Raw genomic sequence first — 13,413 nt, 5'->3', positions numbered from 1 at the left:
TTTGTGCTTAATTTTTATTATTATACAAAATTTACAAACAAGTGATATTAAATTTAGGCTCAAGATAAAGTTAAGCAGATTTTTTCTTAGAAATTTCAATATGATATAAATTTTTCTGTCTATTTTAGTATTATATCTAAGATCGCACAAAAATTCTTTCTCTGAATACCTTTAAATTTAGATAATATGTTTTTGGATAAACCAAAAATTCTCAATATCTTTGATGTGGTTTTATCATTAACTTCTTGTAGAACACCAAGCGTAGATAAAATTTATTTTTTGAATGCTTTATTTTATAATTAGCTTTTGTTCCATAATCCACCAACCCGTCATAAGCCTTCCAGTAATCAGAATAAATAATGCTTCTTGAGTCTTAATTATTATCTTCGTCAGATATTATAAAATTTCCTTTGATATCAATAGTAAACCATTTGCAATCTTTCATAACTTCAGCTAGTCCCTTTTTGAAGTCATGGGCATAACTAAATTCGCACTCTATAACCTGCTCGCCTTTGGCGTTTATGTATCCCCACTTGCCGTCTTTCATAACTCTAACCAAGTCTTCGCTAAAATCACTAGCCCACTCAAATTCACACTCTATAACCTGTTCGCCTTTGGTGTTTATGTATCCCCATCTGCGGTCTTTTGCAACTCTAGCTAAGCCATCGCTAAAGGCACCTGCATAACCAAATTCGCACCCTGTAACCTGTTCGCCTTTGGTATTTATGTACCCGTATCTGTGGTCTTTTCTAACTGCAGCTAAGCCTTCGCTAAAGTCCTCGGCATAATCAAATTCACACTCTATAACCTGCTCGCCTTTAGCATTTATGTATCCCCATTTGCCGTCTTTTTCAACCGCAGCTAAGCCTTCGCTAAAGCTATAAAGATAATAAAATTGGCACTCTATAACTTGCTCGCCTTTGGTATTTATGTATCCTAGTTTACTATCCTTTTTAACTCTAGCTAAGCCTTCTATAAAGGCATAGGCATAATCAAATTTGCACTCTATAACCTGCTCGCCTTTAGCATTTATGTATCCCCATTTGCCGTCTTTTTCAACCGCAGCTAAGCCTTCGCTAAATGCAGCTGCATTATCAAATTTATACTCTATAATTTGCTCGCCTTTAGCATTTATGTATCCCCATTTGCCATCTTTTTCAACTGGAGCTAAGCCTTCGCTAAAGTCCATAGCATTATCAAATTCGCACTCTATAACCTGCTCGCCTTTAGCATTTATATATCCCCATTTGCCGTCTTTCATAACTCCAACCAAGCCTTCACTAAAGTTCCAAGTCGAATCAAATTTGCACTCTATAACCTGCTCGCCTTTAGCATTTATATATCCCCATTTGCCGTCTTTTTCAACTATAGCTAAACCTTCTCTAAAGTCTTCGGCATCATCAAATTTGCACTCTATAACCTGTTCGCCTTTGGCATTTATGTATCCTAGTTTACCGTCCTTTTCGACTCTGGCTAAGCCTTCGCTAAAGGTATCAACATAATCAAATTCGCACTCTATAACCTGTTCGCCTTTGGCGTTTATGTATCCTAGTTTACCGTCCTTTTCGACTCTGGCTAAGCCTTCGCTAAAGTCCATAGCATTATCAAATTCGCACTCTATAACCTGCTCGCCTTTAGCATTTATGTATCCCCATTTGCCGTCTTTTTCAACTGGAGCTAAGCCTTCGCTAAATGCATCTGCATTATCAAATTTATACTCTATAACCTGTTCGCCTTTAGCGTTTATATATCCATACTTGTTGTGTTTTTTAACTCTAGCTAAGCCTTCTGTAAAGTGTCTGGCATCATCAAATTTGCACTCTATAATTTGCTCACCTTTGGCGTTTATAAATCCATACTTGTTGTGTTTTTTAACTCTAGCTAAGCCTTCTGTAAAGTGTCTGGCATCATCAAATTTGCACTCTATAATTTGCTCACCTTTGGCGTTTATAAATCCGTACTTGCCATCTTTTTTAACTGCAGCCAAGCCTTCTCCACAAAACCACGCATCATCGAATTTGCACTCTATAACCTGCTCTCCTTTGGTGTTTATGTATCCACATTTACCGTCTTTTTTAACTCTAACTAAACCTTTATCATCGATGCCTAAGGCCTCGTCAAATCTACACTCTATAACATATTCGTCTTTGACGTTTATGTATCCGTATTGACCGTCTTTTTTAACTCTAGCTAAACCTTTTCTAAAGTCCCTGGCATGATCAAATTTACACTCTATAACCTGCTCGCCTTTAGTATTTATATATCCCCATTTGTTGTCTTTTTCAACTGCAGCCAAGCCTTCGCTAAAATTCTCGGCATGATCAAATTTACACTCTATAACCTGTTTACCTTTTGTATTTATATATCCGTATTTACCGTCTTTTTCATTTTTAAACAGTGGTCCGTCTAGTTCATTAGCAGTATCTGCCTTATTGGTATCTATCTCTTTAGAGGGAGCATTTATTTTATTTATACTTGCACCCCCAGTAGCTTTCATAGAAGCTACCTGCGTAGATGCTTCTTTATCCTTTGCGCCAAATGGCGATTTTAAAAAATCAAACATATATTATCCTTTTTTAGTATTTTACATCGTGATTTCGTAGATTAAGTCAAACGAGGGATTATTTTTATCAAACGGAGACGTTATATCGTTTAACTCATTGTATTGATTTAGCCCAAATTCGCTCGTAATAGTTTGTTTTTTTGTGCTCATATGTATTGTTAAAACCAAGCACTATACTATTAAAAATCCGCCTAAGCTTTGTTGGGCCTATTTATTATTGATTCGTAATAGTCTTTTAATAGCAATATATGCAATTCATCATTATATTCCGCCTGTTTTGCAGAAAAATTCTTTATGTTTGTATTCTTAATATCGTATTGTTGCAAATAATCCATATATTTTGACATATATTCGTTTGCTATCCTATAGTTACCCATAATGTCATTATATGTTTTTATAAAATCTCTTTGATTAGTAGTTTTTAAATAGGCCATAACTGCAACAGGGTTGCTGGTAATTATATTTCTTAACTTGTTTTCAGTTACTAATATAAGTGCTACACCAAATATATCTTCTTGGCTTGTTCTAATAGTACTTTTTGGAACCATATGTTCAATCTCTTTAGATTGATCAGATGTGTATGCCAGCAATCCTTTCTGTTCTTTCAATTTAAAAAGTTTTAGAGTTTTCTCTCTTTCTTCTTCATCAAATAAAATTTTTAATTCAATTTTATCTGCCAATACATTTATTTTGCTTAGCACATCTCTTATTTTTTCTGGCGTATAAACATATGGATTGTCTTGCTCATAATTTCTTTGATACACAACTTGCATAGCATCATATGCTTTCATTAGGCTATCCTCTTGCAAACTTGTCAAATTCGGCTTTTTGCAATTTTGTATATCTCTTATAACATTGTCGACGCTATCGCCTGTTATTGCAGTAACATAGTCCATGATTGCGCTGATTTCAATTTCTTGATTAGAAAGGGAATTATATATGTGTGTTAAATATTCTGGCGATACCTGAATTGTCGTAAGTATCCTTTCGGCCCAAGCATATGCAAGACCAAGGTCTTTACTAGATGTTGTTAAAAAATCCACAGCTAAAATTGCTGCCAACACGTTATCTTTTATCATTGTGTCTCCTTGTATGTATAATATTTATGCGTTATTTTAACAACAAAAAGTGATAGGTTGTGTCGCTTAGATTATATCATTTAGCATATTTTTCATATACTCCATCTCCTCGGTGCTTATCTTTTTGTCGTTTTTGGCTTTGTCGGCTATTGTTGTTGCCTTATCAAATTTTTCTTGTATAACTTCAACTCCCTTAAATAAAATTTCTTTTGCCTTTTTATGATTTTCAAAATCTTGGTAGTTATTGTAATTTATATATCCATAAGCATCTTTGGTGGCTCTAAAGATCTCCTTAAAATCATCTTTGCTAATGGCATCATCTATACTTTTACACAGCTTTTCAAAAGGTGTATCGCCGAGCAATGAAAATAAGACAATTAACTTTTCTGTAATTTGATAAAATGGTATCGGCGGCATTAATAATATGACAGGTAATTTAGATAATATGGATATATTATTGTATTTTAAAAATGGCATATCCTCAAATTTCAGTAAAATTTGAGTGTAATCCTTTAGCACTTCAAGTCTGCGGATATCGTCGCTACTTAACCTTTTATCCTCTTGCATAATCGAATACTTTTCTTTAAGTAACTCATCTATAAAAATATCTATCTTCGAATCTATTAAATTTAATTGCATAGAATTACGAATAGCTTTTATGCCAAGCGGAATAAAAAAATTAAATCCATTTGAAAATAAGTTGCTGTATGAGACTATAGACAATAATGATATGGAAAGATCATTATTTGCTGAAAAATAACTCCTAAAACTCTCTACCTTTGTTTTTAGCTTTTTAAAATTTTCACTAAAGACATCCTCGCCTTTATACTCATTGCTAAACTCATCTAAAAATTGTTTATATGAGATATAATTTTGCGGAATGATTTTCTCGTTCTGTATATCCTCAAGTATAGGCTTGATAGCAGCCGCAAATTCATGTTGAAATTTATCTTTATCGCTTTTAAATAGACCAAAATCAAGCAAAGAAATTTTATCTTTTAGTTTTTTTCTTGTCTGCTCCATATATCCTATAACACTATCATAGGTAGCTATGCTAAGCTCTCTACCAACCTTATCATACGATGAGCTAAGTAAAATTTTGACAGCCTCGTCTTTACCACACTTTTGACTTTGTACTCCAGCTCTTGTCTTCCTTGATATGGAGCAAATTTTAATACTTTTAAGATTATTTTGCTCACAAGTTTTTTCAAGACAGGATAGTGTGTCCCTATCAGCGACATCGCAGTGAGTAAAGACAATGGTTCCGTCTATATCATATTTTTGCTTGATCTCTTTTATTTTGGTTGTCTCGCCAGGCTCTATTCTGGCACTTGAAGCATTTATAACGTAAAACAAAGCATGTATGATTTTATTTGGATCTTTTTGACTCTGCTTATGAGCTAAAAAATTATAAAGCTCTCCCATCCACTTTGATTGATTATCGGGTTCTAATCCTACAGAATCATATACATTTATCTTTATGCCCTCTTTTTCAAAATGATATGCTTGAAAATTTTCAGCCCAGCTAGTTACCGGCTCACCTGAACCGGTAGTAAATTTATCCACATCAAAAAGATAATTTGCAAAAGAGCTTTTGCCGGTGCCAGTTTTTCCTATGATTAAAATATTGCAAGCAATACTCATAGTCTATCCTTTGAATTGATCTTTTGCTTTGTTCATGATGTCAAATATAAATTTTGAGTTAAAAACTTCAGCCCAAACAGGCATTTTTCCGGTCTTTAAAAACTCATTTAGCGCCATAGCATTTGCCTCGGTTATAGCAAAACCAAATCCATAAGTAAGCCCTCCTGCAACAGCTGCGTTTATGAGCTGCCCTAAAACAGGTATCAATTTTGTAAGACTAACTGCTGCTGCCTTGCCTACTATTTGTAGCAGCTGTGCTTTTAAAAGCTCTTCTAGATTTAAAGCACTACCGGTATTTAACCAAAAGATATTTGCTATCTTTACGCACATGGCTATTTGCTGTGGTGCTATAAGAAGGGCATCTGAGATGGGCACTGGATTTAGTCCTGCTGTTGCGGCGGTAGTTGTAGCGGCTATATGTACTACCCTATGGGCTTCTTGCTTTTTAAGCTCTATCGAAGAAATTTGAGCCATTATAAAAGACTGCCTTAACATTTCATCACCAAGCTGACCAGCAGACCACTCAAGTAAAGCGTCCACATCAAGTTTCATACTTTCATCATTTGTGGTTTCAAAAAAATCCATTGAGCCGATTTTTTCTTTGATGATGCCTTTAAACGCGTTTGCATCTTTACCGCTACCATCTCCCAGTTCTTCATCAGTATCACATTTTGTAAAAACTATTGCGACTTTATATCCATTGTCTTTAAAATATTTAATATTTTTTATGTCATAAGGAGTTACTCTATGATTTGCTATAGATATGCAATACCAAACTATATGTATCTGCTCATCTAGATTCTTTTTTTGAAGTTTTTCAAACTCGGGGATTATGTTTTGCTCAAAATTTGTATTATTTTGTTCATTTGCACTCGTTGTCTCATATCCTTCTGTATCATAAAATACTATCGGCACACTTCCGCTTGGATCCTCTATCTTATTCATGCCTTTGGTAACAGGAATTCCAGCGCCAGCCTTTGCCACGTTTTTACCAAATATGCGATTTATAAGAGAACTTTTACCAACTCCTGTTCCGCCGACAACAGCTAAATTTGGTTTTTTTATCGCCGCTTTTTGCTCTTCAAACTCTTTTTGGAACGCCTCCTCAAAAGTCTTAGTAAAATTTGACATCTTTTCTCCTTTTGGTTAATTTTAAAATCAAGTACGTATTATAACATAAATAATATTTTTACGAATAATTAATGTACCTATATCCAATACGCTATAACATACCAAGAAGAAGTCCTTAAGATGCTAAGTGATGCTTGAGGGCAAAATAGATCTATTATTTTTTTAATTAAATCCGTTTGGGCATAAATATAATCTGTTGAATAGGATATCAAAAAACTTTGCGAATTATACGGTTTAGTGAATGTTATGCTAAACCATAATATTTTGATAAATTATCTTTTTTATAAAAGCAAAAGGCCTATCGCAACTTATCACTTCTTTGTGTGAGTTTAAGTCAAGGAGAGTCTTTTGTTTAAAACACGGCGGCTACGCAAAAAGCGAATACGAATAGGAGCGTTCTAAACTTTCAATAGTTTGTTTAAAACAAAATACAAAAAGATAAAAATAAACGAATATATTTTGTTATAATCTTGCAATACTTTATTTAAGACTCAAGCTTTTGTAGCACATAGTCGTTCAAGTTTTGCGGTTCTAAACTTACAATACTTTATTTAAAACCGGAGCCCTTGCCCTGATTTTTAAGCAAAAACGGTTGTTCTAAACTTACAATACTTTAGGCTAAACGGAACTTAAGTGGATTTTTAGCTACAACTTCGTCTTGCTACTTATAAGACCTCTTATCATCTTTAGTAAAATATGATAGAAAGTTCTTGTATCTTTACTGTTATTATATCTAAACTCTACTTCACTACGTTCGTGGCCGCGTCTTGAAAAGCTATAAGTGTAGCGAAGTAGAGCAGAGCACGCTCTTTAAGACGAAGCAAGAAATTTTCTTTCTTAATGCCTTTAAATTTAGCTAGTCTATGTTTAGCATATCCCCGGAAGTTTTCTATACCGTTTATATGATTTTTACCGTTAGCGAATTCATTTTTAGAATGCTTTACTCTATAATGAGCTTTAGCTCCGTAATCAACCAATCCGTCATAAGCTTTCCGGCAATCAGAATAAATAACGCTCTCATCTAATTCGCTCTTGCGCTTGCGCTCTCTTTGAGAAACTCCGATAATGTCGGTATCGGTTCATTTGCGGAGCAGTTTTTAACTATCCGGGTATAGACCTTGCCGTCACGCTTTAACATTCCGTCTGTTTACAGCTATAAGCGTAGCGAAATAGAAATACGGGTGTTTTATTTGCCGCTCCTCTACCTCTTTTCTCAAAGAGAGTGCAAGCACAATACCTCTTACTCTCTCTTAGCTCCAAAGTAGCTTTCGTCAATCTCAAAGCGAAGCTTCTAGGGGGCTTGAAAATTTCACCTGAAAACTTAGATATCTTCTCACACTCTTTAGACATTAAAATTCTGATATTTTTAGTTATTTTCTCAAAGAGAGTGCAAGCGCAAGGTTGATTGTTTTTTCTGAGATATTAGTAAATTCTGCTATTTTAGTAGCCTCTACATCTTGTGTAAAGTATTTGAGAATTTCTCTAAATTTCTTTTCCGAAATTCGGGAACGGACTATATATTTATTTTTCATCGAACTCATCGTAACTTAATGCTCCTTTGTGTGAGCTTAAGTTAAAGAGAGCCAAATATTTTTACAAAAATCGAACAACCAGAAATCCTTAATATTTTTAACAGCAGCCGCTTAATCTAAATTAGACAAATGGATAATTATTAAATAAATCTCAAATTTTTATTCCGGAGATATGGCTAATAAAATGGTAACAATCAAAATTTTCTTATCTGGGCGAGGATACTTTTTGTCTGACAGATCAGACAAAAACACCTCGTTAGGGATAATCCCTAAAACCCTTTTAAAAGCCCATCACAGAATATATTAATCTGATAAATATAATCGCTACGATATCCAAATTTAAAATATAACTTAATCACCTAAAACAAATCATCAAATCTAATTTAGCATTTCTATCGAATTTATTATCGCTTAACATACTTATCATTATTATTCTTTTAGATATGTAATGTACTTGGGCTGCTTCTTGTAAGTCGCGCTTGTTAAAATACCTATCGTATATGCGTAAAATTTTATGAACATCTTTAATGACACTAGCAAATTCATCTATCCATTGGGCATAATAAATCTTTTTCCAACTCTTCGTTTGATTATCTAGTAAAGTATAGATATCTTGCATATCTTTTTTCGCGTTAGCATCCAAAGAAACCACTGAAATATCGGCTTTATTTAATTTACGCCCCAAGGAATAAACTAAATTAAAAAGATCGCTTCTAGCCATTTCATATCTTGACATGGCTATATTAATGTTCATATCGCCTATGCTTTGATTATTAAAGTCGTACATTCCAGTTTCCAAATTTTATCAAAAATTTCATTTAACTTTACGGTTCCCTCATCACCTAGTATAATTGCATATAAATTTGAACCGTTTAATTTTATATTTTTTGATATATTTCTTATCTCGTCGTCTATATCAAACAATGCATCAGAAACAACTAAGACATCGGCATTTTTATCATTTTTGATATGTTCCAAAGCCCTTTTGATAGCTATTTTAAAGTTTGTCCCATCGTCAAATTTAGTAAGACAAAATTTCATCAGTTCGTCATGCCATTTATGACCGCTTAAATCATAAGCTTTTATCTGAGTATTAAAACACACAAGATAGCAAGCTCTTTTTTCGCGTTTGGCGATAGTAGCCACTAAAAAGGCTATGCTTTTTGCCGTATTTTCTTTTTCCTGCATAGAATAACTACCGTCCACCACAAGCATCACAGACCCTTTTTGTCTTACATTCGGCATTTTAAAACCGCTGTTTATATTTTTGACCTCGCTTTGACTTTCAAAGCACAATAGTTTTTTCTCAACAAATTTCATATCAAAAATAATATGTAAATCTTCACTTAAAAATGCAAGTTCAGACGGTATAATATTTTCGATTTCATTTGAAATTTTAATGCCGTCAAATTGTTCTTTAAAGTTATTTAGCTTTGAATTACTATTTGAAAAAGTTATGTTTTCATTTTTTATACCTTCGCCTCTACCGATAATTTCACATATTTGCCTTAATTTATTTGATGAACCTATTATATTCAAAAAAGTGGTAAGTTTTCCTATTCTATCTCCAGGATCATGATTTTGTAAAAATCCCTGTGGCCTAAATTTACATGGCCGACAAATTGCATACATTAGTTTTAGCTCATAAATTTTTTCATTTAATATATCGGGTATACTTTGTAAATTTTTATTTATACATCTTTGCCACCATGCTTGCTCGCATCTATCAAGTATCTTCTTTCTTATTTCTAAACGTTTATATCTTCTTCCAAAATCTATTTCAGGAAGCATATTTAACTGTTCTTTAAAATTTTTAGCCTCCTCATTTCCTAAAAGAATTCTGACTAGTTCAATATCGGTTTGAATATCTACGGTATCTTGTTGACCATACATTATGCTCCTTTTTATATCCATTATCCTTGGATCTAATGTTTTATAAGGATTATTTTCGCATGCAGACTTTATGGCATCAAGTTCGCTAGCTAAATAATTATTTATATCTGCCATTATGACATCATCTAGCTCGCCTACGTCTTTTCTAAAATCTTCAAGCAAAGAGCTATAAAATTCTTCATAATTACGCAATTTTATGTCCTTGTAAATCTTTTATAAAGCGTGAAATTTTTAGCCTTATATGCTTTTGCTTATTAAGAAGGCTAATATTTACCTGAATAAAGCTATCTATCTCGTCTTTAGCCAAAAACATATAACCGTTAGTTCTAATACTGGTGAGCTCGCTATTTGTACCAGATATCATCTGGTCCATCTTTTTAAGGGCAGTTTTTGATATATTCATTAACTGCTTCCTTTTGCTGTCCTTTATGGCTATCATATCGCCCTTTTTATGCAAGATAGTTGGGCAAAAGGTTCTAACTATGCTTGTATGATCGTTGTAAGCCGCTCCGGAATCCCATCCGCATTCATAAGCGCCTCTGTCTATTCCTACCTTAAAATTTCCGTCATGATAGGCATAAACTAGTCTTCTTTGCGGCTGACCGCCCGCATCCAGCGGATTTTTAATGCCCTTATGTTCATCTATGGGAATATAAAATTTGACATTTACCTTATCATTATCATCATTAAATCTATTTATTAAAAGCTCAAATTCGTAGCAAATTTTATCATTAACTATTTTGGTTTTATATATATCATCTTGATAGAAAAACAACTCATAAAAAGTTTTATAAATTTCATTAAATTCATCTAAAAATGTATAATCTATATCTGGACAAACAACGGTATAAACGCTTTCTTTTACTATACGCTTAACTTCTTTGATTTCATCTTTATTATTCCATAAACAATCCGCCAGTATAAACGTATCAATAGGTAAAATTTCATCCCTATCTGATAAAATAGCTGCTATTTTTAATATTTGAGCTAAATTTTTATATCTTCTATCAGATATATAAATAGGATTGCTTAAATCGTTTAGTTTTGATTTTATTAACTTTATAATTTCTAAACTTTGATAGGAAAATTTAATGTTTTTAGCTTTTTGTCGCAAGACATCAAGCTCCTCTACGGTAATTTTTAAATTTTCATCTATATGAGGCTCATCATTTTCATTGCTTATTAGCTTTACAAAGTTATTCCAGTCTTGCAAAGGCTCGACAAAAAGTCTCATATTTAATCTATCGTATAAAGCCTCTAGCCCACTACCGATATCTGGTGTTTCATTGCTTGCTGTAATAAGAGTATACAAGGGCACTCTTACGTTTTCGTTGCCGTTTTTAAAAAGTTTTTCGTTTATGATAGTTAAAAGTGTATTCAGTATAGCTGGCGAACTTTTAAAAATTTCATCTAAAAATGCAAAATTTGCGCTCGGTAGATACCCTTGAGTATTTCTTACATACTTGCCCTCTTTTAGAGATTTTATGTCTATTGGTCCAAAAACTTCGTCTGGCGTTGAAAATTTTTGCATAAGATATTCAAAATACGCCGCATCCTTAAAAGCTAAATTTATACGTCTTGCTATTAAGCTTTTTGCAGTGCCTGGCGGTCCATATAAAAATACGCTTTGTCCGGCAATAGTAGCCAAAAGAGTTTTTGCTACTATATCGTCACGCTCGTGTAAGCCTTTTGAAATCGCTTCAAGTAAATTAAAAATTTTTTCTCTCATTTGCTTTCTTTATTATTTATTTTTAATAAAGCTTAGCAAAAAGAGATGACAGGTTATGTCATTTCAAATAATCCCTAAGCAAATTTTCAAATTTATCCTTCAAATTTAAAGGCTCGACTATCTTTATAAACGGTAGCCAGTATTTTACGACCCGCAGTATCTCGTCATCGTAAGCTACTTCCGTGCTTATGATGATTTTGTGATCGTCCTCTTGCACTACTTCGTAATTTGGCAAAAACTCTTTTCTCTTAAAATACTTCATAGCTTCGTTTTTGATTTCAAGCGTAACCTTAAATTTAGCGTCCGAAAACCAGTTTGTATCGTTTTTTTCGATACGTTTTAAAAACTCGGCGTTTGCAGTAAACGTATCGCCCTTTATCTTTATGCGTTTTATTTTAGAGAGAGTGAAGTTTTTTAGTTTGCCTTCGTCGTCTGCTAGCAGATACCATATGCCGCTATTATTTATTAGTTTATACGGCTTTAGTTTGCGTTCTTTGTCGTTATATTCGCAGTCTACGATACGGTTTTTTATCACTGCGGCGCTTACGGCTTCAAAGTCGTCTCTTGAAATTTGTATACTTTCAAACCCTTGGTTTTTGATTAGATAGGCTTTGTTTAGCTTCTCGTTTAAAACGTCGCTGATAAATCTATCGTCTAGCTCGGGAAATAGCGATCTTGCGCCGATTAGCGCGGCAAAGGCTTTTATATCTTTAAAGCCTAGTTTGCCAAGAGCATAGTCCTCTAAAAAATATTTACCGTTTTCTTTTTGGATAGGTAGGATACTAAGCCGCTCAAAATCTCTTAAAATCGTTCTTTTATTTACGCTAAACTCCTCTACAAGCTCATCTATACTTAGCCTTTCACCGCTGTTTAGTTTTACTATTATTTGAGCAAGCCTGACGGCGATTTTATCGTGAGAGCGCATTTTAATCCTTCCTATTTAAATTTGACGTATTTTAGCTAATTTTTTCCTTGCGACGCAACCTGTCGCGGCAATACGTTAAATTTTATAAAATCTAAAAAAGGGAGCCGATGTATAAAAATAAAATTTCAAATCTCATCACGGCGATCTCTAGGGGGCTGTTTGAGCGCGAACATATCGTATCAAACGTCCTTTTGGCGGTTATTCGGTCAAATTTAGCCCCCAAAGCCTTGAAGCAATAAAAGAAATCAGAGAAAATATAGAAAAGTTTAATACCAAAAAACGATCAAGACGAGAATATGGACTATGACGGGCAAAGCTTTCAAAAAGCAAACGACAAGCAAACTTTACAAGAAAATCAAACCACTATCTATATCTCGGATAGACGCTGGAAAAATTTAGCCCATATCTTAAAAATCGCCGCATTTTTAAACGATAGGAGCAAGGTTTTACCTGCGGACGTTTTATTGCTGGCTAATTGTCTTTGGAGCGAAAAAGAGCATATGGAAACGATCAAAAATATCGTAGCACAAAGCGTGAGTAGAAATCTAAGCTTAAATTTCATTTTTGAACTAGAACCAAGAGTTGCAAGGCTTGCCGACGAGTACTATCATCTTTGTTTTTTGCAAGAGGAGGAATACAAAACTAAAAATTTTAACGGCATTCCGCATTACTAATTTAGCATTAGATTAAACAAATACGCAGGCTCAAGCGATCAAATCGACGTTTTGTTTTACGTTCCTTTTAGTCCTTTTGAGGGCAACCCGCTAAACTAACGAGGCAACTACGAGCGCAGGATTTATTATTCAAGAAATAGCGCCGTAAATATGGGATATTATATATCGGTGGATAAGGGCTCTCTAAGGGGTGGTTGGCTATCCGGGTCGTTTTTTTGGCAATACGTCAAAGGCGTTAGCTCA

The 13,413-nt window shown here is 33.8% G+C and carries 10 protein-coding genes and 2 pseudogenes; 2 read left to right on the top strand and 10 right to left on the bottom strand.

The features are described 5' to 3' along the window. Positions 1–66: 66 nt before the first annotated feature. From EE116_RS12900 to EE116_RS11585, 10 genes and pseudogenes are all read right to left on the bottom strand, one after another. Positions 67–364: pseudogene (locus EE116_RS12900) on the bottom strand (IS1595 family transposase); the annotation flags it as partial. 9 nt (positions 365–373) lie between these two features. After that, positions 374–2,563, bottom strand: coding sequence for a WG repeat-containing protein (locus EE116_RS11625; protein ID WP_122874629.1), 2,190 nt, complete (start codon positions 2,561–2,563; stop codon positions 374–376). Between the two features lie 191 nt (positions 2,564–2,754). Further along, entirely contained in the window at positions 2,755–3,642 is an 888-nt protein-coding gene (locus tag EE116_RS11620) for a hypothetical protein (RefSeq protein WP_122874628.1), read from the bottom strand. 66 nt (positions 3,643–3,708) lie between these two features. Further along, positions 3,709–5,286, bottom strand: a complete 1,578-nt coding sequence (locus tag EE116_RS11615) for a GTPase (RefSeq protein ID WP_122874627.1) — start codon at positions 5,284–5,286, stop codon at positions 3,709–3,711. A 3-nt stretch (positions 5,287–5,289) separates the two neighbouring features. Further along, positions 5,290–6,417 (bottom strand): GTPase, encoded by a 1,128-nt coding sequence (locus EE116_RS11610; RefSeq protein ID WP_122874626.1) that lies wholly within the window; start codon positions 6,415–6,417, stop codon positions 5,290–5,292. 645 nt (positions 6,418–7,062) lie between these two features. Then, positions 7,063–7,958: pseudogene (locus tag EE116_RS13285) on the bottom strand (IS1595 family transposase). A gap of 346 nt (positions 7,959–8,304) precedes the next feature. After that, positions 8,305–8,703, bottom strand: a complete 399-nt coding sequence (locus EE116_RS11600) for a hypothetical protein (RefSeq protein ID WP_163028081.1) — start codon at positions 8,701–8,703, stop codon at positions 8,305–8,307. A gap of 5 nt (positions 8,704–8,708) precedes the next feature. Continuing rightward, positions 8,709–10,034 (bottom strand): vWA domain-containing protein, encoded by a 1,326-nt coding sequence (locus EE116_RS11595; protein ID WP_122874624.1) that lies wholly within the window; start codon positions 10,032–10,034, stop codon positions 8,709–8,711. After that, on the bottom strand, positions 10,027–11,571 hold the full coding sequence (locus tag EE116_RS11590; RefSeq protein WP_122874623.1) for an AAA family ATPase: 1,545 nt from the start codon (positions 11,569–11,571) through the stop codon (positions 10,027–10,029). The genes EE116_RS11595 and EE116_RS11590 overlap by 8 nt, the downstream gene beginning before the upstream one ends. Positions 11,572–11,629: 58 nt before the next feature. Continuing rightward, positions 11,630–12,496, bottom strand: a complete 867-nt coding sequence (locus EE116_RS11585; protein ID WP_122874622.1) for a helix-turn-helix transcriptional regulator — start codon at positions 12,494–12,496, stop codon at positions 11,630–11,632. Between the two features lie 107 nt (positions 12,497–12,603). Between EE116_RS11585 and EE116_RS13095 the strand changes: the two genes are divergently transcribed. Together EE116_RS13095 and EE116_RS11580 are read left to right on the top strand one after the other, a co-directional pair. After that, the gene (locus tag EE116_RS13095) at positions 12,604–12,735 is read left to right on the top strand and encodes a hypothetical protein (protein ID WP_277418968.1); all 132 of its coding nucleotides are present in this window, start codon (positions 12,604–12,606) and stop codon (positions 12,733–12,735) included. A 57-nt stretch (positions 12,736–12,792) separates the two neighbouring features. Then, on the top strand, positions 12,793–13,170 hold the full coding sequence (locus EE116_RS11580; protein ID WP_122874621.1) for a hypothetical protein: 378 nt from the start codon (positions 12,793–12,795) through the stop codon (positions 13,168–13,170). Positions 13,171–13,413 lie beyond the last annotated feature (243 nt).

The sequence above is a fragment of the Campylobacter showae genome, from assembly GCF_900573985.1.
GTDB classification, from domain to species: domain Bacteria; phylum Campylobacterota; class Campylobacteria; order Campylobacterales; family Campylobacteraceae; genus Campylobacter_A; species Campylobacter_A showae_E.
Note: the sequence above shows the minus strand (reverse complement) of the source record. Positions and strands in the feature narration are given on the sequence as shown.

Excerpts from the sequence above, each read along its gene's own strand:
- EE116_RS11625 (WP_122874629.1), bottom strand. The coding sequence starts at position 2,563 with ATGTTTGATTTTTTAAAATCGCCATTTGGCGCAAAGGATAAAGAAGCA.
- EE116_RS11620 (WP_122874628.1), bottom strand. The coding sequence starts at position 3,642 with ATGATAAAAGATAACGTGTTGGCAGCAATTTTAGCTGTGGATTTTTTA.
- EE116_RS11615 (WP_122874627.1), bottom strand. The coding sequence starts at position 5,286 with ATGAGTATTGCTTGCAATATTTTAATCATAGGAAAAACTGGCACCGGC.
- EE116_RS11610 (WP_122874626.1), bottom strand. The coding sequence starts at position 6,417 with ATGTCAAATTTTACTAAGACTTTTGAGGAGGCGTTCCAAAAAGAGTTT.
- EE116_RS11600 (WP_163028081.1), bottom strand. The coding sequence starts at position 8,703 with ATGAACATTAATATAGCCATGTCAAGATATGAAATGGCTAGAAGCGAT.
- EE116_RS11590 (WP_122874623.1), bottom strand. The coding sequence starts at position 11,571 with ATGAGAGAAAAAATTTTTAATTTACTTGAAGCGATTTCAAAAGGCTTA.
- EE116_RS11585 (WP_122874622.1), bottom strand. The coding sequence starts at position 12,496 with ATGCGCTCTCACGATAAAATCGCCGTCAGGCTTGCTCAAATAATAGTA.
- EE116_RS13095 (WP_277418968.1), top strand. The coding sequence starts at position 12,604 with ATGTATAAAAATAAAATTTCAAATCTCATCACGGCGATCTCTAGGGGG.
- EE116_RS11580 (WP_122874621.1), top strand. The coding sequence starts at position 12,793 with ATGGACTATGACGGGCAAAGCTTTCAAAAAGCAAACGACAAGCAAACT.